27 protein-coding genes, 1 pseudogene and 1 riboswitch are annotated in these 26,307 nt (G+C 33.5%); of the genes and pseudogenes, 11 read left to right on the top strand and 17 right to left on the bottom strand.

Annotation, left to right across the window (positions count from 1 at the left end):
* From ACJROP_RS03170 to ACJROP_RS03155, 4 genes are all read right to left on the bottom strand, one after another.
* On the bottom strand, positions 1 to 2,665 hold a 2,665-nt coding region (locus tag ACJROP_RS03170), incomplete at its 3' end, for an Ig-like domain-containing protein (protein WP_406534048.1).
* A 185-nt stretch (positions 2,666 to 2,850) separates the two neighbouring features.
* Positions 2,851 to 3,339: a sirohydrochlorin nickelochelatase gene (cfbA, locus tag ACJROP_RS03165; protein WP_406534047.1), complete on the bottom strand. Its 489-nt coding sequence runs from the start codon at positions 3,337 to 3,339 to the stop codon at positions 2,851 to 2,853.
* Between the two features lie 96 nt (positions 3,340 to 3,435).
* Positions 3,436 to 4,353, bottom strand: a complete 918-nt coding sequence (cfbA, locus tag ACJROP_RS03160) for a sirohydrochlorin nickelochelatase (RefSeq protein WP_406534046.1) — start codon at positions 4,351 to 4,353, stop codon at positions 3,436 to 3,438.
* A complete protein-coding gene (locus tag ACJROP_RS03155; RefSeq protein WP_406534045.1) occupies positions 4,325 to 4,723 on the bottom strand; it encodes a Zn-ribbon domain-containing OB-fold protein in 399 nt (132 codons plus the stop codon). The genes cfbA (ACJROP_RS03160) and ACJROP_RS03155 overlap by 29 nt, the downstream gene beginning before the upstream one ends.
* 172 nt (positions 4,724 to 4,895) lie before the next feature.
* On the opposite strand from ACJROP_RS03155, the gene ACJROP_RS03150 reads away from it, so the two are divergent.
* Positions 4,896 to 5,834, top strand: a complete 939-nt coding sequence (locus ACJROP_RS03150; RefSeq protein WP_406534044.1) for a hypothetical protein — start codon at positions 4,896 to 4,898, stop codon at positions 5,832 to 5,834.
* A complete protein-coding gene (locus tag ACJROP_RS03145; protein ID WP_406534043.1) occupies positions 5,827 to 6,678 on the top strand; it encodes a hypothetical protein in 852 nt (283 codons plus the stop codon). The genes ACJROP_RS03150 and ACJROP_RS03145 overlap by 8 nt, the downstream gene beginning before the upstream one ends.
* A 636-nt stretch (positions 6,679 to 7,314) precedes the next feature.
* Here ACJROP_RS03145 and ACJROP_RS03140 read toward each other — a convergent pair.
* Genes ACJROP_RS03140 through ACJROP_RS03125 form a run of 4 tightly spaced genes read right to left on the bottom strand, consistent with a single transcriptional unit; the run spans position 7,315 to position 10,798 of the window.
* A complete protein-coding gene (locus tag ACJROP_RS03140) occupies positions 7,315 to 8,577 on the bottom strand; it encodes a magnesium transporter (protein ID WP_406534042.1) in 1,263 nt (420 codons plus the stop codon).
* 33 nt (positions 8,578 to 8,610) lie between these two features.
* The gene (locus tag ACJROP_RS03135) at positions 8,611 to 9,207 is read right to left on the bottom strand and encodes a potassium channel family protein (protein ID WP_406534041.1); all 597 of its coding nucleotides are present in this window, start codon (positions 9,205 to 9,207) and stop codon (positions 8,611 to 8,613) included.
* Between the two features lie 10 nt (positions 9,208 to 9,217).
* Entirely contained in the window at positions 9,218 to 10,291 is a 1,074-nt protein-coding gene (cobJ, locus tag ACJROP_RS03130) for a precorrin-3B C(17)-methyltransferase (protein ID WP_406534040.1), read from the bottom strand.
* A 9-nt stretch (positions 10,292 to 10,300) separates the two neighbouring features.
* Positions 10,301 to 10,798, bottom strand: a complete 498-nt coding sequence (locus ACJROP_RS03125) for a hypothetical protein (RefSeq protein WP_406534039.1) — start codon at positions 10,796 to 10,798, stop codon at positions 10,301 to 10,303.
* A gap of 153 nt (positions 10,799 to 10,951) precedes the next feature.
* On the opposite strand from ACJROP_RS03125, the gene ACJROP_RS03120 reads away from it, so the two are divergent.
* Both ACJROP_RS03120 and ACJROP_RS03115 read left to right on the top strand, forming a co-directional pair.
* On the top strand, positions 10,952 to 12,619 hold the full coding sequence (locus ACJROP_RS03120; RefSeq protein WP_406534038.1) for a DNA-directed DNA polymerase II small subunit: 1,668 nt from the start codon (positions 10,952 to 10,954) through the stop codon (positions 12,617 to 12,619).
* A 10-nt stretch (positions 12,620 to 12,629) separates the two neighbouring features.
* Complete coding sequence (locus ACJROP_RS03115; protein ID WP_406534037.1) at positions 12,630 to 13,217, top strand: class II aldolase/adducin family protein; 588 nt, start codon at positions 12,630 to 12,632, stop codon at positions 13,215 to 13,217.
* Here the strand turns inward: ACJROP_RS03115 and ACJROP_RS03110 are convergent.
* Positions 13,214 to 13,381 (bottom strand): Met repressor, encoded by a 168-nt coding sequence (locus ACJROP_RS03110; RefSeq protein ID WP_406534036.1) that lies wholly within the window; start codon positions 13,379 to 13,381, stop codon positions 13,214 to 13,216. The genes ACJROP_RS03115 and ACJROP_RS03110 overlap by 4 nt on opposite strands.
* 143 nt (positions 13,382 to 13,524) lie before the next feature.
* On the opposite strand from ACJROP_RS03110, the gene ACJROP_RS03105 reads away from it, so the two are divergent.
* Positions 13,525 to 13,770, top strand: coding sequence for a UPF0147 family protein (locus ACJROP_RS03105; protein WP_406534035.1), 246 nt, complete (start codon positions 13,525 to 13,527; stop codon positions 13,768 to 13,770).
* Between the two features lie 23 nt (positions 13,771 to 13,793).
* Here ACJROP_RS03105 and ACJROP_RS03100 read toward each other — a convergent pair whose 3' ends face one another.
* Both ACJROP_RS03100 and ACJROP_RS03095 read right to left on the bottom strand, forming a co-directional pair.
* Positions 13,794 to 14,807: a cobalt-precorrin 5A hydrolase gene (locus ACJROP_RS03100; RefSeq protein ID WP_406534034.1), complete on the bottom strand. Its 1,014-nt coding sequence runs from the start codon at positions 14,805 to 14,807 to the stop codon at positions 13,794 to 13,796.
* Entirely contained in the window at positions 14,804 to 15,832 is a 1,029-nt protein-coding gene (locus ACJROP_RS03095) for a cobalamin biosynthesis protein (RefSeq protein WP_406534033.1), read from the bottom strand. Before ACJROP_RS03095 ends, ACJROP_RS03100 begins: the two co-directional genes overlap by 4 nt.
* Positions 15,833 to 15,894: 62 nt before the next feature.
* On the opposite strand from ACJROP_RS03095, the gene ACJROP_RS03090 reads away from it, so the two are divergent.
* Together ACJROP_RS03090 and ACJROP_RS03085 are read left to right on the top strand one after the other, a co-directional pair.
* Positions 15,895 to 16,371: a DUF2299 domain-containing protein gene (locus tag ACJROP_RS03090; RefSeq protein ID WP_406534032.1), complete on the top strand. Its 477-nt coding sequence runs from the start codon at positions 15,895 to 15,897 to the stop codon at positions 16,369 to 16,371.
* A 636-nt stretch (positions 16,372 to 17,007) separates the two neighbouring features.
* A complete protein-coding gene (locus tag ACJROP_RS03085; protein ID WP_406534031.1) occupies positions 17,008 to 18,171 on the top strand; it encodes a Cdc6/Cdc18 family protein in 1,164 nt (387 codons plus the stop codon).
* On the opposite strand, the gene pyrB is transcribed toward ACJROP_RS03085, so the two are convergent.
* The 3 genes from pyrB to hisG are packed head-to-tail and all read right to left on the bottom strand — an operon-like array spanning position 18,164 to position 20,455.
* Positions 18,164 to 19,099 carry an aspartate carbamoyltransferase gene (pyrB, locus tag ACJROP_RS03080; RefSeq protein WP_406534030.1) on the bottom strand — a complete coding sequence of 312 codons (936 nt, stop codon included), beginning with the start codon at positions 19,097 to 19,099 and terminating at the stop codon, positions 18,164 to 18,166. The two genes, ACJROP_RS03085 and pyrB, sit on opposite strands and share 8 nt — an antisense overlap.
* On the bottom strand, positions 19,092 to 19,598 hold the full coding sequence (locus ACJROP_RS03075; RefSeq protein WP_406534029.1) for a flavodoxin family protein: 507 nt from the start codon (positions 19,596 to 19,598) through the stop codon (positions 19,092 to 19,094). Before ACJROP_RS03075 ends, pyrB begins: the two co-directional genes overlap by 8 nt.
* Positions 19,595 to 20,455, bottom strand: a complete 861-nt coding sequence (hisG, locus tag ACJROP_RS03070; protein ID WP_406534049.1) for an ATP phosphoribosyltransferase — start codon at positions 20,453 to 20,455, stop codon at positions 19,595 to 19,597. The genes ACJROP_RS03075 and hisG overlap by 4 nt, the downstream gene beginning before the upstream one ends.
* Before the next feature lie 221 nt (positions 20,456 to 20,676).
* Between hisG and ACJROP_RS03065 the strand changes: the two genes are divergently transcribed.
* On the top strand, positions 20,677 to 20,883 hold the full coding sequence (locus ACJROP_RS03065) for a histone family protein (RefSeq protein ID WP_406534028.1): 207 nt from the start codon (positions 20,677 to 20,679) through the stop codon (positions 20,881 to 20,883).
* A gap of 43 nt (positions 20,884 to 20,926) precedes the next feature.
* Entirely contained in the window at positions 20,927 to 22,231 is a 1,305-nt protein-coding gene (locus ACJROP_RS03060) for an amidohydrolase family protein (RefSeq protein WP_406534027.1), read from the top strand.
* On the opposite strand, the gene tfrA is transcribed toward ACJROP_RS03060, so the two are convergent.
* Positions 22,224 to 23,867 carry a fumarate reductase (CoM/CoB) subunit TfrA gene (gene tfrA, locus ACJROP_RS03055; protein ID WP_406534026.1) on the bottom strand — a complete coding sequence of 548 codons (1,644 nt, stop codon included), beginning with the start codon at positions 23,865 to 23,867 and terminating at the stop codon, positions 22,224 to 22,226. The two genes, ACJROP_RS03060 and tfrA, sit on opposite strands and share 8 nt — an antisense overlap.
* Before the next feature lie 229 nt (positions 23,868 to 24,096).
* On the opposite strand from tfrA, the gene ACJROP_RS03050 reads away from it, so the two are divergent.
* Positions 24,097 to 24,471: a DUF120 domain-containing protein gene (locus tag ACJROP_RS03050; RefSeq protein WP_406534025.1), complete on the top strand. Its 375-nt coding sequence runs from the start codon at positions 24,097 to 24,099 to the stop codon at positions 24,469 to 24,471.
* Positions 24,472 to 24,514: 43 nt separating this feature from the next.
* Positions 24,515 to 24,649: riboswitch (FMN riboswitch) on the top strand.
* Positions 24,650 to 24,696: 47 nt separating this feature from the next.
* Entirely contained in the window at positions 24,697 to 25,380 is a 684-nt protein-coding gene (ribB, locus tag ACJROP_RS03045; protein ID WP_406534024.1) for a 3,4-dihydroxy-2-butanone-4-phosphate synthase, read from the top strand.
* Here ribB and ACJROP_RS03040 read toward each other — a convergent pair whose 3' ends face one another.
* A complete protein-coding gene (locus ACJROP_RS03040) occupies positions 25,381 to 25,794 on the bottom strand; it encodes a hypothetical protein (protein WP_406534023.1) in 414 nt (137 codons plus the stop codon).
* Positions 25,794 to 26,307: pseudogene (locus ACJROP_RS03035) on the bottom strand (cobyrinic acid a,c-diamide synthase); the annotation flags it as partial. The pseudogene ACJROP_RS03035 and the gene ACJROP_RS03040, both read right to left, overlap by 1 nt.

Genomic DNA, 26,307 nt, shown 5'->3' with positions numbered 1-26,307 from the left:
CAACTAAACGAGCAACACCATCAGCATCAGTCACACGATTATAAAGCTTACCATAAATACCAACTTTAACAGCACCACCAGCAATAGCATTACCATCCTCATCAGTCAAAGTAACAACCCAAGCAGAACCATCCTTATAACTCATAACAAGATCATCAGCAGCAATGCTTGTGTTGATGTATCTAAATTCATTCACATAAAACCCAAAAGTAGTTACATCATTATCATTGACTTTAACAGCCACAGTTTCACGATAAGGATTTCCCATTTTTGCAGTATATTTTCCTTTTCCACCATTATTGGTGATTGTAACAGGAATTGAACCAGTTTTGACTGAAGGAACCAATGAAACTGTCAAATTAGCCATGTACTCATCCAAAGGATTTCCATTGCTTTTAGTAAAATTAACCACTAAGTTAACAGTACGGCCGGCAGATACACCACTAGGAGCAGTGGCTTTGATAATCGCATTATCACCTTTGGTTATTCTTGCATGATATGCTATTGCATTATCGTTTACTTGATTATTGTCATTTACGAAAGTATAATTGAAGGTAACTGCAGGACCATTGCCGTTGTTCCAATCGACGACTATAGGGTTATAACCATTATTACTATAGGTAATTTCATTGTTAACGAAAACGGAATAGGTAATACTGATAGTGTTTGTGCTGGCATAATAATTATGTATTAAACCTGCATTAGAAAGACCAGTGCCTGTTGCCTTATTATCAATGAAAGCGCATCCCTTAATATTCAAATTGCAACTGCTTTTTATTAGACAATCACCGGTATTATTGATAAAGTCACAATGATAGAAATTCAATGTGCCGACAGCTGAAGAAAATGTACGGGTAATGACAGAACCGTCTACGGTTGAATCCTTAAATTTGATACCGTTGAAAGTAACTGTGCATACATCACTGACTCTAAACATGTAATCTTTAGAAGTGGTAAAGATTACATCCCCAACAGCAGTAAGTACAAATGTGTTGGTCCCCATATCAATAGTGCTTGCAAAATCATATGTTCCCGGCAAAAGTTTTATTTCCTTGCCGCTATTTTCACTTACAAGAACATTTTTAAGTGAATGGTAAGGATCGACCTTAATTCCACTACCGCTGTCAGATTCATCAAATCCGTCTACATAAATTGCATTAGTGTCAGCAGGGTCTTTTACCATCAATGTAACCTGTTTCGTATCCGCACCGTATGTATCGGTTGCAGCAACAGTTACAGTGATTGTGGTAATGCCTTCACCAACACCGGTTACTACACCATTGGCATCAACTGTCACGACAGACTCATCAGCACTCGCATAACTTATAGCGCCATTACCAATGTGAACGGGGTCAATATTCACAGTAGCGCCAATATCAACAATTAGGGACTCCGGAACGTTAAATTCAGGATTGAGTAAACCCCCATCAGATACATAAAATTCGAAAGTAGTTAAAACATAATCGCCATATTTTACATCAACACTTTCTGTGTAACCCCTGTTTTCAGCAGTGTATTGGCCTTTTCCACCGTTATTGGTGATTGTAACTGGAATTGAACCAACATTAACTGCAGGAACTAATGCAACATTTAAGTTAGGCATGTACCTATTCAAAGCGCTACCATCGCTTTTAGTGAAGTTAACTGTCAAATCAACAGTGCTTCCAGAAGACACAACAATAGGTGCTGCCGCAGCAATACTGACACCGGAATAGCTATTCAATGTTCCTCCATTAGCTATAATTTCATCCTGAGTTAGTGGATTGTTATTATTTACAAAATTATAATCGAAATAAACGCTAGGGTTTGAATTGCCTATACCATTAACGATTATAGGATTAAAGCCATTATTGGAATAGCGAATTTTATTGTCAATGAAAACGGAACAGCTAATATTGATTATAGGTGAACCAAAGATATTTTCAATTAAACCACCATCAGCAATAGTAGTACCTGTTGCCTCATTATTAATAAAAGTACATCCTTTAACAAAAACATTATAGGCAGTATTGATTAAATTAGCACCTTTATTATTGATAAAGCTACAATCATTTAAAATCAAAGTACCCTCAACTGAACTTCCTGTATACAGAATTACAGAGGAAGAGGATGTTATATCCCTAAATTGAATACCTTTCAATGTTAAGGTATCATTCCCATATTTATTGAATAATGTTTCAGATGAAGTAAAAATAACATCACCCATTGCATTGAGTGTGAAATCTTTTTCATACAAGCCAACAGTAGTGCCGCCGAAATCATATGTTCCCGGCAAAAGATATATTTGATTGCTCAAATCAGAACTGTTAAGCACATTCTTAAGTGAATGATAAGGATTGCCGCTAGTACCACTACCGCCGGATCCATCAAAACCGTCTACATAAATCGCATCATTTGCAGCAGTGACAGCATCATTTTCATAATCATTAGCTTCCAATACATCAGAACCATCTGATGCGCTTTGTCCTTCATCAGCAGCAGATTGTGATACACTTTCTACAATAACATCGTTTGTTTCGGATAGTGAAACGTCCTCCACTGCTAATTGATTATTCACATCAACTAAATTTGAATCATCGATATTACTGGCAAATGCTGTTGGAACCAGCAGAAAAACAAATAATACCGCTAAAAAAAGTAGTAAGTGTTTATTTAAATTAGACATTTCCCTTTTCTCCATATTTTGCTTTAATATAAAGTAAAAATTAATTTACATATTCCTATTTATCTAAAAGATAATATATAAAAATTGTTAATTTTTAAAATATGGATTTAAGGCGCTATTTTCAAAAAAAATATTTTTTATAAGTTAGTTATAATCAAAAAAAGAGAAAAATAAAGTTTTCAGAATTATAAATGTTCTGAAACTCTATCCTTAATGATTTCATACATACGTTTATCAATACCGAGAGGATCGGTTAAAATGATTTCACCATCAAACTCGACCGGTTCATCATCGTGGTCATGATGGTGGTGATGATGATGTCCGTGATGATGGCCATGGTCATCATCGTCATCGTGGTCATGATGGTGGTGATGATGATGTTCCTCTTCATAATCACTTTCAATGCCAAGCAAACCCGGAATATCCCTTTTTGTATGTAATCCATGTGCAACAAAAACAGGTACGACAATTATTTTATCCAAATCGTTTTCAGTGGACAATTTTTTAATTGTTTCTGGAATACCTGGTTTTCTGATTTCCATAAAACCATATTCTACTGGCATGTCTGGAAATTCTTCTGCATACATTTCTTTATAAGCTTTAATTACTTCTTCACCATCATCCAATCTGGAACCGTGGCTTAAAAGTAAAATTCCTGTTTTCATATCAACCATAGTTATCTCCCATTAAATCCGTTATAATTAAGTTTTAAATTAAATTTTTTTAAATTACCTTGAAAAAAATTTTTTTCAAAAAAATATATGAAAAATTTATAATTTTTCGTTTACCATATCAACAAGAATATCTATGAGAATGTCATCCGCTTTAATAGGCTCTGGATATAATATTTCGCCGTCAAAGTCGACTGGAGTCAAGTCATGTACATGGTCATGGTCATCATGCCCATGGGAATGACCGTGTGAATGTTCATGCTCGTGGTCGTCTAAAAATCCTAAGATATGTGGAATATCATGAGTTGTATGCATTCCTGGAGCGATAAAGACCGGTATGACAACTAATCTTTCTAAATCGTTTTCATCTACTAATTTATTAATAGATTCTGGAATGCTTGGACCGCATAATTCCATGAATCCGAAACTGGATGGTAACTCACAGTTTTTCTCGAATTTGCTGTACAGTTCAGTAGCGAATTCTTTATTGTAATTCAATCTAGAACCATGAGTAACAAGCAAAATTCCTGTCTTTGCATCATCATCTAGTTTGGAATCGGCTAAAGCTTCATTAATCCTTTTATTAATGATGTCTAAAAGCTCGTCGCGAGGTCCGATTGATGTCAATAATTCAATTTCCCCATCAAAGACTACATCATCCGCTATTGACAAGTAATGTTCATCAGGATAGTTTCCGTCAGGACATCTTGGATCTACTTCCAAAGGTTCAAGACCTAACAACTGCGGAATATCAATGTTAGTGTGAATTCCCGGAGCTAAAAATACAGGAAGAGCAATGATTCTATCTAAATCATCAACTTCATCTTTCAATATTTCAACAGCCCCCGCAATGGTAGGCTCGGAAACTTTCATGTATCCTATTTCGGTTGCAATACCGGATTTATCTATGAATTTCTCTTTGATTTCTGTAAACACTTCTTCTGCAAAAGGTAGGGTACTGCCGTGACTTACCAAAATGACAGCAGCATTATTTGATAACTTTGAATTTGTATCCATATGAGATTACTCCGTCTTCTCCGTCTTCTCTGACTCTTCTAAATACCATCTCTACATCGTCACCGATTTCAAGACTGTCTACATCACAATCAACAAGCTGTGTGGTTAATTTTGCACCTTCTTCAAGCTCAATTACAGCAACAGCATAAGGAGCTGATTTTTTGAAATCATCAGGTGCTGATCTGATTACTGAAAAAGTGTGAATTTTACCTTTTCCTGAAAATTGGAAAGGTTCAAGGTCTCCTTTTCTTCTGCAATTAGGACAAACTACACGAGATGGGAAAAATAATTCACCACAAGTGTTACATTTAGAACCTATAAGATTATATCTTTGTTGTATATGACGCCATGTTCTTACAGTATCTGACATGTAAATCCTCCATATATTTTCTAATAAGTATAATTTATCTAAATTAATATAAATAACTATTTTTTTTATTACTATTTTCCTGAATTTTTAAAAAAATTATTACATATCTACACAAAATCATAAAGTCGCACTTCACAAATAAATTTATAGAATCCAGCCTAAATTTTTAAAAATGAAAATCGACTCAAAAGGAAATATAATTGTAGGTACGACCGCAATTTTGATTGCAGCATTGCTTCTGATTTGCATTTTTGTTGTAAGCTCGATATATTTCATTGAAAGTGAAAACATTGAATTTAAATCAAATGACAATTTCAAATATATCATCGATGACTATACGGGAAATCTAGAAATCCTGGGCAGGGATGCAATAGCTGAAGCAACCCAAAAGGTCTACAATGGCCTGCCGGTTTTAAATAGCAGAGACCAGATTAAAAAGAACTTAGATAATATTCTAGATGAAAAAAATGAAGAGTACGAAGATAAATACGGCGTGAAAATGACATCAGAAACTGTTTCTGTGGAAAATACCGATTCACCCTGGAAAATTCTATTCAAAGTAAAATTGAAGGTTGAAAAAGATGGTGATGAATTCTCAAAAATCATTGAAAAGAATGCATCAGTTGAGGGGTTGAGAGATCCTCTGCCAATCGCAAAGCTTAGCGTGCTTTCTGGAATTTTAACATATGACAATCAAATCCATTACAAGACTGCTCTTTCAGGTTATATGGTCTTGCATAATTTAGAGTCTCCCGAATCATACATTGAAGCGACTGCACCACTTTACATCCAAAAATGCCCATATGATCCATACATTCATCATGGCGATCCCGGAGTTTTGGATGATTGTCTTGAAAAAGGATATTTCCATGAAAGTGCTGATGGAAGCTGCTATTTATGCAGATTAGAGGGAAAAGGAAAATGTCCACATTATGGATTTGAAGTGTTTATTCAAACACATACCCCACTAAAAAATGAGTCATTGTCCTGTTCCGACCATGTAGTCTTTGCAGACCATTATAACGGAGAAAAAATTGACCCCGATGACTGGAACAGTCTGATTTTAGATTCGTCTCACAGAAAAAAATACGGGTTGTATGAAGATGGATAGTAAAGGAAACATGATTATTGAAGTCGGAATAGTTCTGATTATTATTTTATTAATTAGTGGAATCGTTTTGACGTCATTTGAAAATACCACAGAAAAGATTGTAAATGTAGAAGAAAAGGAGAATATGGAAATTTTGGTTTCAGAAGTTGCCGATAATTTGATAAACAACCCTGGAATTCCTGACAATTGGTTTGAATCAGGAAAAGGAACCCCCGGCTTGGCTATCGTTAATGAAGGTAGTGAAATCGTGCCTAATAGTATTTCATATTCTAAATTTATTGCTCTTGGAAAAAACTACAAAAAATTGGTTAATGAGAAATTGTTCAATTCAAAAATAAAAACCTCAATGGAAATAATCCCTCAAAAGAGTAGTATTTCAAGTGTAAAAATTGGTTCGACTGAAGAAGGGGATAATGTATTTTGTGTTAATAGATTAGTGAAATGTGATTTCTACAAAAAATATGTAATAAAAGACTTTGAAAATGAGGGAAAATGCAATCACAATCACGACCAAAATTCACATTCCTGCAACTACTTTAAAATATTCAGGGGAAACGTTAAAAAGTCGGATTACTACTTACTAGTTGATGATGATGTAAAATACATTGTAGATACAACAAGAGTAGTTAAAGAAAGGTATTGGGAGCAATCACCAGATGTGATTGATTTAAACGAGAAAATTAGCTTCTATGACGATGACAGCGCAGTTGTATTCATTCACTTCAACAAGCCTCATGCAAGGGCCCTTTTAGTCAGTGTTCCAAAAACATTTGATAAAAACAAATTAGAATACGATTATTTCAGAACAAACGAATGTGAATTTGTCTTGAAGGCTTGGTATTAGGTTAAAAATGAAAAAAAATTAAAAGTCAATATCTATATTGCAGGAAAAACTCCCTGCAACATGACCATTAGATATTGAAAAAATTCAACTAATTAAAAGTTCGAATTAAAAAATCCTAAATGGACTTTTAAACTCTAACTAATAATATCCCCAAAATTATATTTAAAGTTAATCATGAAGTTTTTAAATCGTAGGGAGTGGTCATTATAAGTACAACTGAACCCAAAGACAACCGGTCAAAGTTATCAAAAACAACTCCTTACAATAATAGTTAATCCCTACAATTTAAAGGAGAGTTTATGGTTTCACATTGACTTTAACAAAAGCAATGTGAATACAGCAACTATACACCACAAAAATAGGATGTACAAAAATGCTGCAATCCAAAATTTCTTTCGGATACTCACAATGCTCCCCCTTTTTAATTAGTCGAATGCCAAGTAGAGCTCTCATCAAAGATTGACTTTGAATCAAATTCATGGCAATACTAGAAAAAATCATAATATCACCTCCTGGACTTGGGGTTACAGTTAGGTATTAAATTTAAAAAAAATAGTATATAAATCTTTATTTTAAAAAATTAAGCTTAAATATTGCTTTAAACTTGAAAAAATGAAATTTAAGAACAAAAATTATCTAAACCAGAACACCTAACAAAAGCAATGAAACAGAAATCAGAATCAGGCTAGAAATTGAATCTGTAACGCTAGTTGAAATCGGAATTACAATATTATCCGGATCCAGATTATGGTTATATGAAACTGTTGATATGTAATAAACAACGAAAACCATCACTGTAACCAAAATCAAGCCGGATAGTGTGCTGATTGGAATAATATTATGAAATCCAACTCCTGCTGTTTTAAAGGCCCTTGATGATCCTTCTGCAAGAATTCCAATGAATGGGAACACAATAATAGCTAAAATATAACAGATTCCAAAGTTATGCAATGCTTCTCCTTCCGGTTTGGATGATGGCTCTACCAGCCCTGAGTGCAATCCGGATGATAACCTTGCCCCTAAAATACTAATCAAGCTTCCGCTTTCACCTGAAAATAGTGGAACCAATGTCAATAAACTAGGATTTGTAAGTAAAGTCTCAACTGAACTGTTCAAAATTCCACCTGCTGAACCTCCCAAAAAGGAGCATAAAAGCAAAACAGGTGTAGACTGTTTTAAAATGGTTTTTGTCTCATCGGATAATCTATAACAATGAACAAATCCGATTAAAACCCCAATTATAATTACAACAACTATAACATCTTTTAAAAGAACATTGACATTTAATAGAGTCAATAAAAAAATTGATGCAATAATAGCAGGCAGGGTAAACAAATCTCCAAAAGCCGCAATTATTGGGCTTGTAATATTATCTGGATCCCAGCCATGTTCAAAACTTTTAAACGAAACGAACATTGTTATCGGAAGCATTATCAAGTTTGAAATTATTCCGGCAATAGTACAAATCAATATAAAGTCAATTACAGACATGGATGGTGAGTTTAGTAAAATACAGAATATTTTGGCTACAACACCTAAAAATATTGATAGAACTAAAGTCAAGACAAATGAAGAAAATATATTGTATTTTAAATCATCTGACAACTCAAATTCTGGAGATATTAAACCGATGTGCAAACTGCTGGAAAGTCTTGATGCAAATGACCCAAAAATATTCCCCCTCATTCCAATAGCTCCAGGAATGACAACTAAAAGTCCTGGAAACGCTTCAAGGAAAAATGTCATCTTACCTAAGATAATACCAGCTATTAAATCTCCAACTGCACAAATAAAAAGAGCAATTAATCCTTCTTTTATGATATAGCGGTGTTCAGAATAAAACTCAGACAACGCTTGAGTAGATAGTGAACTGCGAATCTTCTTCTGTTGGTCTTTCACAAATATCACTACCTATAATCATTTTTTCACAACCTAATCTTCGTCTAATTCTTCTGGAATATCATCTAATGAACATGCACCTGATGCTAATTTTTCAAGCAAATCTGCACCTTCGTCTGTTCCTTTTAAAATCAATGTATCGCCAGGTAAAAGTGTAGTATTTTTATCTGGTCCGTAAATCCAGGATGTACCTCTCCTAATAGAGATTACTCTCATACCAGTACGATTTACTAAAAGCAAATCTCCTAATGTATTGTTTGCAAGTTCTGATGATTCATCAACAACGACTCTTGCAATACTTTTATCTGATTCTTCCATCACCATCTTAAATACTGGGTGTGGTTTGAAACCAGTGATAACTAAATCAGCCAAATCTTTTGCCGCATTTGCCATACTTTCTGTAGCTTCTGCAATTTCAAGCAAAGCTGTCAATTTTTCAGCATCTTCGTATGATCGTGCAGCTACTAATGATTCTTTTTTAATTTCATAATTCATTGCGTTGACTTCATTTTCCAACGTAAGTACTTCTTCAGCAGCGGTTTTACTGTTAAATAAAACTGCAGAATATGCCAAATCTACCATCAGTTCCGACATATTTTTCATTTCGATTAAAAGATTTTTAATTGACAATTAAATTACCTCATAAGTCATTTGGATTAACATGTAATAAGCATGCTTTTCTAAGTTTTAATAATGTTTTTTTCTTTGTTTTCAAATCGTCGACTTCCTCTAAAATATTTTCCAAAGGTCCTCTTAAACATTCCACACTGTCCTTATCGTGCAGCCACATGCATTCTTTACAGTTCCAAACGTTTTTACCCTTAATCCAGTTCCCGCCAGTTGCGGAATCTCCGCATGGGTAAAACGGACAATAGCAGAAATCACAGTATTGACCTTCATAATGGCATGGATAAAACTCGCATTCTCTGTTAGGTCCATGGCCAATTTCACCATTTAGGAATTTTTCATAATGATTTCGTGACAATTCATGGATTTTAGACCTTATAACATACCCTCTAGGTGTTACAAGCTTGCCATCTTGAACATAAGTTATATCATTTCCAACAATCAATGTACAGGACATATTAACAATGTCTTCAGTCAAATCCTTGATTTTGACGATAGTGGTTTTAGGTGGCTCATAAGTACTGTCAATAATACCTATCAATGCATCTTCACCTTTAATGTCTAAAACTGCTTGCTTGAATCTTCTGAATGGCTCTTTACGAGTTTTACTGATAGGATTATAAATTGCAACTATCAAATTGGCTTCAAGCGCATACCTTAATTTTTTCTCGATTTCGGATAATGGGGTTAAAATATTGCTTAAGCTGATTGCTGCAAAATCGTGCAAAGGAGCTCCCAAATGAGCGGAAGCATAATTCAGTGCAGAAACTCCAGGATAAACCTTTATTTCAACACCATCATATTTGCTTACGATTTGGTATAGGACATTTGCCATTCCGAAAACGCCAGGATCGCCTGAACTGATTAATGAAACGGTTTTGCCTTCCAAACTTTTTTGAATAGCAAATTCCGCTCTAGCTATTTCATCGCCCATACCTTTCTTAACTATTTCCTTATCGGAAATTAAATCCTCGATTTGGTTAATGTATTTCTTATAACCGATGATTACATCAGACTCTTCAATAGCTTTTATAGCACCTAAAGTCATGTTTTCTCTATTTTGACCTATTCCTATTACATTAATCATTTTACATCACTAGTATAATTTTAAAACTGAAGTTATAGTTATTGAATCGGTGTTAACCATCAATCCATTTCCTCTATAGGTTGCATCAGCCACTGCTATAATCTTATATGATGGATCTTGACTAATAATGATTTGTCCAGAAGTTGAATTAGGTGAAGCATAACCTAAAGTCTCGATTGAAACTGTTAAATTCTTATTGCTTGTATCATCACGAGTTGTGACGTTCATAGAATCAACATTAACACCATCAACCTTCGATAGTTCTTCCAGTTGCATTGCAACATCCTTTTTATTAGTAATATTAACTGGAGTTGGATCTTTAATTAAAGCTTCATTAACTGTTTCCGGGTTAAGGAGATTAGTAATCTTATCTACCTGCATATCTATCAGCCCCTGAATGTTAGGAGCCTCGGAAGTAACGATAGTGTATGAACTAAAGAGTCCTACTTCAAAGAATATAACAAATAAAAGTATAATTAAAATAATTCTAACAACCTTGTTCGCCATGTTATCACAATCATTATCTAACTTATAATATGATAATTTCTATTTTTAATATATAATAAAGATAACTAATCGAAGAGAAATTACATGGAAAAATCAATTTCATAAAATTAAATTCTCAAAGTTTATTAACATAGAAAATAAAAAATCTAATTAATGTCAACTAGTAAAATTCTATTAAAATTTGCAAAAAAAGGAATCAACCTATCACCTGAAGCATATAATAGGGTTATCAATGCAGAAAATCCAACTGATTTTGCATCTTCACTGATAGTTAAATTAAAAAGTGATAAATTCACATCAAAGGATTTAGTTTCCGTCAGTGGTGAAATGGTTGATGAAATTACAGGTATCAAAAAAGATGAAAGAAAAGAAGCTGAAATTACGCTTGATGAAACACCACAAGCTGAAGAAAAAGAAAAGAAAATTGAAGAGCCACAAGTTCAACTTGAAACCCAAAAAACGGAACCTGCTTCAATTGAAGACTTGAAAAAAGATAGTGATCAGCAAGAGAAGCATGTTAATGAAGAAATTTTAAAGGCTTCTGAAGTTATCGAAGATACTAAAATTAAATTCAAAAGAAATGAACAGAAAACTAATGTTAAATATGATTTTAAAATCATTCAAGATACTTCTAAAAAATCTTATACAAGCGGTGAGCTTGAAAACCTTATAGCTTATTTTAAAAGCAGATATGAAAAATTGGCTAACATCTTAAAGAGAAGGCCGGAGCTCAGGGATTCCACAAAAATAGCAGATATAGATGATTCACAAGAAAGCTTAAGCTTAATTTTAATGGTGCGTGAAATCAGGACAAGTAAGAACGGCCATAAAATCGTTGAATTTGAGGATGATACAGGAACAATTTCAATATTATTCACAAATAAGAACGAAGAATTATTTGCTGAAGCTGAAAAGCTCGTAAAAGACGAAGTTGTTGGTGTTATTGCAAACAAAAGCAATGATTCAGGATTTGCATTCGGTCAGCAAATCATCAATCCCGGCGTTGTGCGAATTCCAGAAAAGGAAATGGACTTTGGAATCGTGTTTTTATCAGATGTTCACATCGGAAGCTTGACATTCCTTGAAGATGCATTTCAAAGATTTATCGATTGGATTAACTGTGAATATGGTTCAGAAGAACAGAGAAAAGTTGCTGAAGACGTTAAATATCTCATTATAGGGGGAGATATCGTTGACGGAATCGGCGTATATCCAAACCAGGACAAAGAGCTTGCAATCAAAGATATTACACTGCAATATAATGAGGCTGCCAAATTTTTAGGAAACATCAGAAGCGATATTAAAATTATCATTGCTCCTGGAAACCACGACGCTTCCAGAGTAGCTGAACCGCAACCTGCTGTGCCTATGGAATATGCAAAAGCATTATATGAGCTTGACAACGTTGAATTCATATCAAATCCTGGTGTAGTATCCCTGGATGGAATTAACGTTTTAATTTATCACGGCCGTAGTTTTGACGATCTTGTAATGGCCGTTAAAGGATTCACACATGAGAGAAACGATATATTAATGGAAGAATTGCTTAAAAAAAGGCATTTGGCTCCAATCTATGGAGAAAGAACTCCGCTTGCATCAGAACTTGAAGACTATTTAGTGATTGATGAAATACCGGATGTTTTCCATACCGGTCACGTTCACATTAACACATATAAGAAATTCAAAGGAATTCATTTAATCAATTCAGGTACTTTCCAGACTCAGACAGAGTTTCAAAAAATCTACAATATTGAACCAACTCCTGCGGAAGTTCCTGTCCTTCATAAAGGAAAATATAAGCATTTCAAATTTATAGATTGAGGTTATTTCAATGACAAAAAATATTGCTGAAGTAATTAGCGTTGCTAATGAAATTTATGACAAGGGATTAGTTTCAGGTAAAGCCGGCAACATTAGTAAAAGAATTAAAGGAAGCACTGGAGACATCATTGCAATCACTCCAACCTTAAAATCACTTTCAGATTTAAACGAAGAAGACATAGTTTTGGTTGATATGGATGGAAACACATTAACTAAAGGAAAACCATCTTCTGAAATAAATATGCATTTGGAAATCTATAAAAAAAGGTCTGATGTGAATGCAATTGTTCATACACACTCAACTTATGCTACCGGATTTGCTTTTTCGGAAAAAAAACTTAAAAGACTAGAAGGTTTCGGACAAATAACCACTCCATACATAACCGAAGTCGAATATGAAAAGCCTGGAAGCGATGAACTGGCAAATAATGTTGGCGAATCTATTGGAAAAGAAGATGTACTACTGCTAAAAAATCATGGTGTAGTTTGTATTGGCGATAATTTAAATGAAGCAAAATTACTTGCTGTTTTTGTTGAAGAAATTGCTAAAATTCAATTTATTACTAATATGTTAAATTCAGCTGAAGATCTAATCTAATCTTCATCTGAAATAACACTACTTTTATTTCTGTTTTTCATTCCTTCTTCAATCATTTTTATGATTAATCCGGATAAGGAAGTATCTTCATCAATCGCTATTTTTTTTAATTCTTTTTTCAAGTCCTTAGGTAAATTTATTGTTGTTTTGCTTATATCTGACATAATATATAATTGCATTTTATATAAATATAAATTTTTCTACTGAACCCATATATACCACAAAATATTTAAAGTGTATACGAACAAATATATTATTTAATAGTTTTTTTAACTTATTTTTAATAATTTATTTTGGAGGGAGTATTATGAGCGGTCAAATCGATGAAGTTTGTGAAATACTTGAGTATATCGCAGATAATAACACTGTACCTCGTAATATCAGAGAGGCAGCTGGAGAATCCAGTAATTTATTAAAAGATGAAGAACAAGATCAATCAATCAGGATAAGTACTGTTTTAGGTAAATTAGATGAAATCAGTAACGATCCAAATATTCCAGTTCACGCAAGAACTTTAATTTGGGAAGTTTTATCTAAATTAGAATCTATCTAATTCTTTTTCTTTTTTTATATTTATTATTCTGAAACAGCTATCGCTATTGTAACACCATCATAGGATGTCTTTTTATAAATTAATTTTGAATCAAAACCTGCTGTAATCAATGCTGAAGGCTCGCAAACACCATATATTCCAAATTTTGATTTTACAAACTCTGATTTTTGAACATCGTTTGATTCAAACATTTTTAATTTATCCAAATCAACAAAGTTCACTGGAATATCTAACTTTTCAGACAATTCAAGAATGCCTTGCTCGTCCTTTTTAATTTCAGCTGATGCCAACATGTTGATTCTTGACTTATGAACATTTAAATCATTTATTGATTTTATTAAGCCCTCATGGATTTTTATGCATTCCTTTCCACGCCTGCAGCCAATTCCTACAACGATTTTTCTTTCTTTTAAAATCAGGTTATGCTCACCCAACTGAACATGAATTTCATCTTCTCTTACATTAGATGAATAATTGATTGAAACGTCTATTTCAAGTGTAACATTATTCAGATATTCGAACAGATATTCAAAATTTTTATCAGAATTGATAGTGAATGAAATCTCTTCTCCTTCAAGAATCGCTTTGTTGAAAAATAAAATTTCTTCCGGTTTATCGATTGATAAATACAAATCTTTTGCAATGACATCTATTCCCAATCTATTATTAACGTCAGTGGAAGTCGTAATTACTGGTGTTGCATCAAGCAAACCGGCAACTTTCTGTGTTAATTTGTTTGCACCACCCAAATGACCTGATAAGGTTGAAATAACAAAGTTTCCATTATCATCAATGTTTAGAACAGCAGGATCGCTAACCTTCGATTCAATCAATGGTGCAATAGATCTTATTAGAATTCCTGATGCCATAATGGCAATTATCGCATCATACTCATAAAATAAAATCTGAAAATATTTCTTAACGTTTTTATGGTAAAGGTCAGTTTTGATAATTGTTGAATCAGCATCTAATTTTTCTTTTAAATCTAAAGCTAACTCTTGACCTTTATTCGAAACAGAAATTATTGCTATTTTCATATTATCACATAAACTAAAGTAAACAACACAATGACAGTTATTGTAAACAAAACAATTGACAATTTTGATAAATTAACAGCTCTTGAAATATCTTCAGCTATTATCTCTTTATTGTCATCACCTAAAATATATGTATCCTTTTTTATCAATTGGATGTTCAATGCCCCGGCAGTGGATGCCATTGTGTAACCTGAATTTGGAGATGGGCATTTGCGGGCATCCCTCATCATGATTTTAAAACTATTTTTTCCATCCAACTTAAGCAGATACGCTGAAATCACAACATAAATGCCTGCAATTCTTGATGGAACATAATTCAGAATATCATCAATTTTTGCTGGTAAAAATCCAATATCCTTTAATTCATCGGTTTTATAGCCAACCATTGCATCAAGAGTGTTTGAAAGTCTGTAAAGCATTGGAATCAGCAGCAAAAAATACAGACAATAATCAAATGGATTATATAAAATAATTACTGCAAAAATAAAATAATAAAAAATTGGGGCAACATATGAATCTGTTATGTTTTCAGTCAAGCTTTCGATGACTGCTGATACAATGAAACTTTCCGTTAGCTCATCAGTGTCTCTGCTAACCAGGTATGAAACGGATCTTCTTGCCTTTTCAATGCTTTCAGACAAGTCATCTTTAACATCGATTGCAGTTTGCAGAAGCATATTAACAGAGTAAAATGATGATAAAAGAACTGTAAATACAATAAATAATAAAATAATATTATATGAACAAATAAAATATATAATAAATAATATTATGCTTGCTGCAGCAGAACAGCATACAAAAAGCAACAAACCAGAAACTCTATTTTTTATCCCAATAAACAATTTTTTAAAAAAGTTAATGATTGAACCCATTATGACAACAGGGTGAATCCTTCCTGGAAGTTCACCGAAAATGACATCAATTGCAAGTGAAAATATTAATGCTAAAACGACAAATGCAAACAATTTAAATGAGATGATATCATTGACATTTGTAAAGGCTATTTCATTAATAAATTCAATCATAGTTTAATATATATAATAAAAAAATAAATAATTTATTATAAATTTTTATTAATGATGATACTATGATTTCAGAAGAAACAATTAAAACATGGTTACTTGACGAAGACCTATTAAGAGAAATGAAATATGACCAAAATGCTGATTTTCATTTCATTATCGAGTTTCCAAAGGAAAATATAATGGATGTTGTCAAACCAAAAGGTAAAGATTGTATAGTTGTAGCATGTGCAACTCAAGTTTCACCTGAACATAAGAATCTTATGGTTCCGGCAGATCCTAAAGTTAAGAAGGATTTCATTTTAGACTTGAATTTTGGACTAAACAGCTTTTTGGTTGATTATGAACTTCAAATCAATCAAGACATATTACAGCAGTTTATTATCACTGATCAAATATTTGAAGATGGATTGACCAAGGATGCATTCATCAGGACATTGAAAAAGGTTTTCAAATCAAAACTACATTGCATCTGGCTAATCGATAAGAAATTTGGAAGACCTCCTCTTAGACCTTCCAACCAAAATGACATGTTCATTTAGAGAGGGAGAGGTGTATTTCAAGTATAACCTTTTCGAGGGTATATTAAGAATGAAGAGGTATGTTTCCACTGTAAACACTTGAAAATCACCCCCGACATTTTTCTTTATTTTTTTCCTTTTAAATTAAATTTAACCAATTTCACGGCTTTTAATTTTTTCGAAATCAAATTTTCATTTTTCATTACACTTGAAATCTATCCCTTGAAAATTGCTTTTTGGATAAAATTATTTACACTTGAAACGCATGTCTCTGTCTAGTAAAAAATCGTGATAAATTTTTCAACATTGATGTAATTGGAGCTATTTGAGAGCAGATGTGCACTATTTTTCCCTTATTTTTACACTTGAAATTGTTATTTTATATTTGAAATAGTACCATTTCATATTTAAAATTATATTGATTTTAAATGATTTAATTTAATTTTAAATCATAATTTGTTATATTTTTAAATAAATATTTATTTTTAGATGGTATTTTCATATTTAAATAATTTTAAACGATTTAATTTTTTAACTTATTGTCATTTTTATTACGTTTTTACAAAATTGTAATAAAAACCTTTATTTATAACCACTTTCATATATTAACACTGGAAATTATACTTCAATTTTTTTATTGAATTTTAAGGTGGATATATGTCAAATATTTTTGAGAATTTAGAAAGTGAAGAAAATCTTACCACTTCCATATTCAAGGATAAGACTCCTTTGGATCATAGGTTCTTACCTGATAAGTTGCTTCACAGAGAAGAGCAGATAACTCAAATTGCTAAATATTGGGTGGATGTTTTAAGTAATGTGACTCCATCTAATGTTACTCTTTACGGTAAGACAGGAACTGGTAAAACAGCAGCATCAAACTTTGCGGCTGATCAGCTTAGAGATATTGCTCGCAAGAAAAACGTTTTTGTTAAGGTAGAATATATCAGATGTACTGATTATACAACAGAATACCAGGTCATAGCTGAGTTGTGTAATAGGCTTGGGCGTGATGTTCCAAACCGTGGTTGGACCAAAGGTGAAGTTGTAAATACATTTAGGGATATTTTTAGACCAAGCGTTTACGGTAGGAAATTACAGTTGATTGTTATTTTGGACGAAATTGATATCTTACTTGATAAGGATGGCGACGGAATCTTATACACCCTTACAAGAACAGAAAACGTGTCCGTTTTATGTATCAGTAACTATTTGGATTTCAAAAACTTAATTAAATCCAGAGTAACCAGTAGCTTAAATGATAAAGAAATTGTTTTTCCACCTTATGGAGCTAATCAATTGGCAGATATCTTGTCAGAAAGAGCAAAATTGTCATTTGCCGATGATGTATTGGAAAGCGATGTTATTCCATTATGCTCAGCAATGGCTGCAAAAGAGGAAGGTGATGCAAGGTATGCTCTTGACCTACTCAAAAATGCTGGTGAATTAGCTTTTGATGAAGATTCCAAAACCGTTACAAGCGATCATGTAAGAAGAGCCAAAGACAAAATAGAGCACAACAAAGTCATAGAAATCATATCCACTTTACCGCTTCAACAGCAAAGACTTTTGGAAGCTATTTTGAATTTGACAAAACAGGATGAAGAAATTTCCTCTGGTAAATTATATGATGCATATAAGGATGTCTCAAAAAAAGATGCTGTTACATATAGAAGAATATTTGACTTTATTAATGAGCTTGAACTTTTAGGTATTATTTCCACTAACACCATCTCACGTGGACGTGGAAAAGGAAGAACTAACATTATTAAGCTTCAATGTGATGAAACATTACTTGAAACAACCCTCTATGCTATTTAGGGTTGTTTTTTATTAATGTTTTTAATATTGCCATTCTCACAGGAACCGCATTTGCAGCCTGTGTGAAATACTTGTTGTATTTTGTATCATCAACATCGGCATCGATTTCATCGATTCTTGGTAAAGGATGCATTACTATTAAGTCTTTACCTTCAAGCATTTTTTTGTTGATGATATATGCTCCTTTTATTTTTAAATAGTCGTCAATATCAGCGAAACGCTCTTTTTGGATCCTTGTTACATATAGAACATCAACATCATCGATGATTTCATCAATACTCTCTACTTCTTCATATTTGACGCTTGTTTTTGATATGTCGTGAAGAATTTCCTGTGGCATTCTAAGCTCTGGAGGAGATACCAAGTAAATTTTAACATTATCAAACAATCCTAAAGCGTTTGATAATGAATGCACTGTACGGCCAAATTTTAAATCTCCAATTAGAGCAATCTTTAAATTATCGATATGACCTATTTCATTTTTGATTGTATATAAATCGAGTAATGTTTGTGTTGGGTGCTGGCCTGCGCCGTCTCCTGCATTAATGACAGGAACATCAACAATATCTGAAATGAATTTTGATACTCCTTCAAGCTCATGCCTGATGACTAAAGCGTCACTGTATCCTTCGAACATTTTTGCAGTATCGGCAATACTTTCACCTTTGGATACAGAACTGGATCCGCTACTTTCAAATCCAATGCAATCTCCACCTAAACGCTTTACTGCAGTTTCAAATGACATTTTTGTTCTTGTTGATGGTTCAAAAAACATTAATCCTAGGAGTTTACCCTTTAGTTCTTCAGATACTTCTTTTGATTTAGCAATGTCTTCTAATTTGGATGCTTCATTTAAGAGATATTCAATATCTTCCCGCTCAAAGTCCTTTATTGAAATTATGTTCTTTAATCTAAAAATTCTAATCAACCCTTTTTTCAATCATATTGTTAATGTAATCAGCAAATCTATCAATTTCGTCAATATTTAAAACAGGAAGGCTTTTCCCATCCTTTTTATATTTGTTAATCAGATTATTTGTTTTTCTCTTTTCTATAAAATTTCCCTCATCGGGATTTAGTTCATATCCGAAATTCGAGTTGAAACTTGATGTATCCACTAATTCTTCCGTAAATGTTTTATTTAACCTGTCTCTTGTATCAATACCTTCTTCACAGTTCATAACCAAGGCAATTGGCTTTTCTTTAAGAGTTTTCATGTTTCTTGATATATATTGCTTTAGCGCATTTTGAACCTTACCATTATATGCAGATCCTGCTAAAATAATGAAATTGTACTTTAAAAGGCATGCAGTTTTTGCTTTTTCAATAGGAATTAATTTAACATTTGCTTTAATTTTATCAGATAATAGTTTACAAGCCTTTTTTGTTGATTTACTTGAAGTAGAATATATTATTGCAATTTTCATATTATTCTCTCGATTGGTACAACAAGGATATCTTTTGCACCGGCAGTTCTTAAATCATTCACGAGTTCAAACACTTGTTTTTCATCAATAACAGCCTGAACCGCTACAGTTTTTTCATTTGAAAGTACTTCAGATATTGTTAGGCCACCCATTGATGGCATAACTTCTTTGACTTTGTCTAAATCGGCATTTTTCACATTCATCATGATTAATTTCTTTCTGTCAGCATCAAGAACTCCCTTTATGCTTGTGCTGACAGCTTCAATTAATTCTCTTTTTTCGTTTAGACTTTCTTTATTTGCAATGAGTTTGATTGAACTTTCTAAAATAGTGTCGATAATTTCAAGATGGTTCATTTTTAAGGTTGTTCCGGTACTTGTCAAATCTGTTATCAAATCAGCCAATCCAATAAATGGAGCAGCTTCAGTAGATCCGCTTAATTTAACAATTTTTAAATTTAAACCTTTTTCCTCTAGATACTTCCTGGTTAATACTGGAAACTCGGTTGCAACTTTCATGTCATCCGTAATGTCATCAACCGAATCAATGTTTGATTCCTCCGGAGCTGCCAGTACCAGCTTTGTCTGGCCGAATTTTAAATCTAATAGTTCACGGACATCAACTTCATTTTCATTTATTAAATCAACTCCGGTTATTCCCATGTCTGCAACTCCATCATTGACAAATTCGGGAATGTCTGATGCCCTTGCAAACATAATCTCTATATTATCATAGAATGTTTTAGAAATCAATTTGCGGTTGTTTTTATCGATTAATCCTAAACCAGCTTTCTCTAAAATGCTTATTGAAGGTTCGCTTATTCTTCCTTTGGAAGGAACTGCAATTTTAATTTTCATCATATCTTCTCAAATTTTCTATCTGATATTATATTATTAATCATTTGTTAAATACTTTTAAGTATTACTTTTTTTATTATATTCTTAGTAATACCTATTTTTCTAATTATAAGCGTAATTTTGCAAAATATTTAAATATTAAGATGGATTATATTGTTATTTAACTTATGATTTTGGCTGTATAATCATAAGTTTTGATTAACTATTGTGAGGTGAAAAACATGGCAGAAATACCAAAAGCTCCTATCGCAAGAATCATTAAAGAATCTGGTGCAGAAAGAGTTAGCGAAGATGCAAAAGCAGAATTAGCAGCATACTTAGAAGAAGTTGCTCGTGATGTAGCTAAAGAAGCAAACGCTGTTGCAAAAATCGCAAAACGTAAAACTGTTAAAGCAGATGATATTAAATTAGCTATCAAAAACTTATAAATAGTTTTTTAGCTTTCTTTTTTTATTTTTTTTAGGTGTTATTATGAGTGATAATACTATTTTAATTAAAAATGCATTAATTTTAAGTCCAAATACAAATTTTGAAGAAAAACAATCAATTTTAATCAAAGATTACATAATCAGCGAAATTTCTACCGAAATTGATGAAGATGGTGTAGATAAAATTATAGATGCGGAAGGTAAAATATTGCTTCCGGGATTAATCAATACTCATACTCATTTGTCAATGACTTTATTTAGAGGATTAGCCGATGATTTAAGTTTAGACAGCTGGCTGAATGATCACATATGGCCAATGGAAGCTAATCTAGATGGTGATTATTGCTATATTGGAGCTCTTTTAGGAGCCGTTGAACTTATCAAATCAGGGACAACAACATTTTCTGACATGTACTTTTACATGGAAGATGTTGCCCGTGCAGTTGATGAAGCAGGAATCAGAGCAGTTCTTTCATATGGAATGATTGATTTCGGCGATGCTGAAAAAAGAGAAAATGAAATCAAAGAAAATTTAGCTTTATTTGAAAACTGCAATGGAATGGCTGACGGAAGAATTAAAGTCTTCTTTGGACCGCATTCCCCTTATACCGCTTCTGAAGATTTATTAATTAAAGTGCGTGAACTAGCTAATGAATACAACATGGGCATTCATATACATGTGTCTGAAACTCAAAAGGAAATCAATGATATTTTAGAAGAAAAAGGATTAAGACCATTTGAATATTTGGACAAAATTGGTTTTTTAGGTCCTGACGTTGTTGCGGCACATTGCGTATGGCTAAGTGATAATGAAATTGAAATTATAAAAAGAAACAATGTTAAAATTTCACATAATCCATGCAGTAACATGAAATTGGCTTCAGGAATCGCTCCAATTTCCAAATTAACTGAAAATGATATTTGTGTTTCCATCGGAACAGACGGTGCTTCTTCAAACAATAACCTGGACTTGATTGAAGAGTTAAAGACCGCAAGCCTGCTTCAAAAGGTTTCAACTTTAGACCCTAAAGTTTTAGATTCAGATGAGGCAATTGCAATGGGTACTATAAAAGGTGCTGAAACTTTAGGTCTTGATGATGAAATCGGTTCAATTGAAGTCGGCAAGAAAGCAGATATTATCTTAATCGATACTAACTCAGCCAATATGGTTCCAGACAGTTCTTCCTTAAGTTCAAATATTATCTACTCTGCAAACGGTTCAAATGTAGATACCACTATTTGCAACGGTAAAATATTGATGGAAAACAAAAAATTAGTTGTTTTGGATGAACAGGAAATTTACAAAAAAGCTAGACAAGCAATAAAAGAATTAAAAGAAGCTATCTAGCTTCAAATTCTATTTTATTTTGACTCATGACAATACTCTTTTTCCACTCGTCTTTTGTTTCTGGGAAATCAGATCTGAAGTGAGCTCCCCTACTTTCCCTGCGCAATATTGCTGATTTCACGGTTAAAATACAGATTTCAACCATGTTTATTACTTCAAGAGCGGTAACTAACTCTGTATTATATTGATTTTTATCGCTAACATCCAAGTTTACAAGCTCTTTTTGCATTTGCTGAAGCTCACCCAAAGCCTCGTTTAAGGTTTTTTCATCCCTTACAATAGCTACCTTTTCCCACATTAAATTTTTGATATTATTTTTGAATTCCTGTGGTTTGATGGTGCCTTCTTTAATTAAGCTTTCTATTCTTGAAGCCTCATCGTTTACTTGCTCTTCGTTTGTTTTGAGTTCTGTCTGTTTTGCGGCTTCACTTGCACTTACACCGGCAATCTTACCGAACACTTGAGTGTCAGCTAAAGCATTACCGCCCAAACGGTTTGCCCCATGAACTCCTCCGCAGACTTCACCGGCACCAAATAGGTTTTTAAGGGAAGTTGAAGCATTTGTGTTGATTTTTAATCCACCCATGAAGTGATGTGCGGTTGGTGCAACTTCGATTGGGCCATGCTTGATGTCAACCCCTACATTTTCAAACTGCAAGACCATGGTTTCAAGTTTTTCATCGATATAATCATCATCCAAGTGTGAAATGTCAAGATAGACTCCACCCTGTTCAGTTCCCCTTCCTTCAATGATTTCCTGATAGATTGAACGTGCGACAACATCACGGGTAGCCAGTTCCATTTTTTCAGGTGCATATTTGCTCATAAACCTTTCTCCATCTTTATTTATGAGTTTTCCGCCTTCTGCCCTTACGGCTTCAGTTACAAGAACGCCCTTTTTGGATTCGGGTGCTATCATTCCAGTCGGGTGGAACTGAATCTGTTCCATGTCAACCAATTTAGCTCCGGCTCTGTAAGCTATTGCAAAACCGTCTCCATTCTTTTGGAAAGTGTTGGATGTTACAGGGTATAATTGTCCGGCACCTCCGCTTGCTAAGATAACAGATTTTGCCTTGAAGTATATCAAGCTTGAATCCTTTAGGTCAAGTCCGGTTGCTCCGATTACCTGTTCATCTTGGGTAACTAATGAGGTAATCATAACTTCTTCAATGCACTCGATATCTCTTCTTATAATCTCCTCTTTAAGTGCATTCAATAGTTCTGCACCGGTCCTGTCTCCTTGATAGCAGGTTCTTCTGTAGGTCTGTCCACCAAAAGGCCTTTGATCTATTTGCCCGGATTCCTGACGGTCAAATAAAGCGCCGTAGTTTTCCAAGTCTATCAGTCTTTTCGGTGATTCATTAACAAGTATTTCTACCAGTTTTTCATCGTTAAGATAGCTTCCGCCTTTGAGTGTGTCGTGAATGTGAGCATCGATTGAATCGTCCTTGTCAACGGTTTTGAATACTGCATTGTATCCTCCTTCCGCCATTCCGGTACAGCCAGAACGGAATGATAGACCTTTAGACACGATGATGGCTTTCAGTCCGGCATCATCAACTTCAATAGCTGCTCTTGAACCTGCTCCACCAGATCCGATAATTAGTACATCTGTTGAGATAGTTTTTGTTTCCATTTCAATTACCCTGTAAATTTTTATCAGTAATACTTTTGTTTTTAATTGTTAAAATAAATTTCTTTAAATCTAAAAGATTTATTAATAAAAAATGATTAATTAATAGTATTGAATGTATATTTATTAGATTTGGTTTTAAAATAATGGTTTATCATACAATTAAATTAAAATTATCATTAAAATTTCAACATTAATATCATTCATGTCCAATTTAATTAGAGGGTATTTCATGAAAATAGATGGTGAAGTTACAACCGGTTTGGGAAAGGCAGCGTATTTCCTGTCACAGGAATTCTACACAAAGGAATTTAAGAAAAATTTGGGATTCGTTCCGTTTCCAGGAACACTTAATGTCATTGTCAGTGAGGATTATCTTGATGAAATCAGTGAAATCAAAAACAACTGTGAAAATTTAATCAAACCGGATGAAGGATTTGGAGCTGTTAAGTATATCCAAGCAAAACTAAACGATAAGATAGATGGAGCCATCGTATTTCCTGCAAAGACCACTCATGAAGAAAATTACTTGGAATTCATTTCTGAGAATAAGTTAAGAGATGAATTGAAGTTGAATGATGGAGATATTGTATCTCTGGAATTTTAGAAAAATAGTAAAGTTTTTTATAGATGATTAATAAAATGTTTAAATACGTTCTCAGGGCGGGGTTAGATTCCCCACCGGTGGTGATTTTTCTAGTAAAATAAGTCCACGAGCACGATTGAAGTGTTGATTTGGTGAGAATCCAAAACCGACGGTATAGTCCGGATGGAAGAGAAGATAATAGTGTTATTTTTAGCCCTGGTTCTAGTAAATATAGGAGATATTACTATGAATCAAGAAACAAAGTTAGATGAAGCTTTAGAAGCTATTAGAAATGGTGAATTTGTACTGGTTTTCGATGATGATGATAGGGAAGGGGAAGTTGATATGATTATCGCTTCTGAATTTGTAACCCCAAAATCAATCGCAACCATGAGAAATGATGCAGGCGGTTTGATCTGCAACTGTTTACACGCTGATTTTTGTGATGCAATTCACTTGCCTTTCATGGTGGATATCATGAAAGCGGCAACAGAAAAATATCCTGAATTAGCAAAACTTGCTCCAACCGATATTCCATATGATGAGAGATCCTCATTTTCAGTTTGGACAAATCACAGAAAATCATTCACTGGCGTAACAGACCACGACAGAGCAATGACCATTAGTGAAATGGCTATAATGATGAAAGAAGAAAGATTTGATGAGTTTGGTGCAACATTCAGATCACCAGGTCACGTATGTCTTTTAAGAGGAGCAGACGGTCTTGTTAAAAATAGACAAGGACACACAGAAATAGGTCTTGCATTATGTGAGATGGCTGGGGTGACTCCTGTCTGTGTAGTTTGTGAAATGATGGACGGCGAAACCGGACAGGCTACATCAGTTGCCGATGCTCGCAAATACGCAGAAGAAAATGATTTGGTCTTGCTTAAAGGTGAAGACATCATCAATAAATATTTAGAAGAATAGCTAATGTGTCTCGTTTGACTTTTTAGCTATATAATCTGCAATCATTTGGGTATTTTGCTTTATTTTATAGGAATTATAGATTCCGAAAGCAACATACTTACCATCTTTCATTTTTATTTCCAAACCGTCTTTTATTTCATTTGATTTTGATATTGCAGATATCTTTTCCCATTTTATTCTCAAGGTTTTAGTTTTCAATGCCTTTTCAATATGAATCCCATCATCCAATATTTTCACGACTTTCACGAGGCGACGGTTCTTATCTGAATTGATTTGTATATCTCCGTTTTCATCGAAAACATAGTCGGGAATCATGCAGGTCGCTTTCCAGCCTTGTTTCATCTTTTTTAAGACATGTGCCCTATCTTTTTTTGTAAGTTTAACGCCAGGTTCAGGGCTTAAATTGAGTGCCATTATATCACTTTTTCCTTAATTTCTTCAAATGTGTAGATTTTTCCGAATTCCACTTCACGGGTCATATTGATTATTTCATCAATGTTTAGGTTATTTTCAATCAGATCCATTGCATGGCTTGTGAACAGTTCATACCTGATTTCAACTTCGGGAATAAACCCTCTCATGTCAGCTGATTTTAGTTTAGGAATCTTCAATACTTTATCAACGCCTGTGTTGTTTTGAATATATGGTACGACTTGGTCGAATATATCGTCACTGTATACTTTGTTGAGCAGGATTGCTTCTACAGGGATGCCTAACTTTTCAAGCATGTTTGCATGTGAAACCAAATCGATTGCCGCAGATTCAATTCCGCCTTTGTTTACACCGGAAGCCAGAATCATCGGAATTGTGGATGACATTGCAATTTCCGCCGCTGAATATGGTACCTTTTCATTTAAAAGGCCTGTAAACACGCTCATCACACCCTCTATCAACACGATATCATAGTCTGATGAATTGAGTCTGGCT

The organism is Methanobrevibacter sp. (genome assembly GCF_045220775.1).
GTDB lineage: Archaea > Methanobacteriota > Methanobacteria > Methanobacteriales > Methanobacteriaceae > Methanocatella.
Note: the sequence above shows the minus strand (reverse complement) of the source record. Positions and strands in the feature narration are given on the sequence as shown.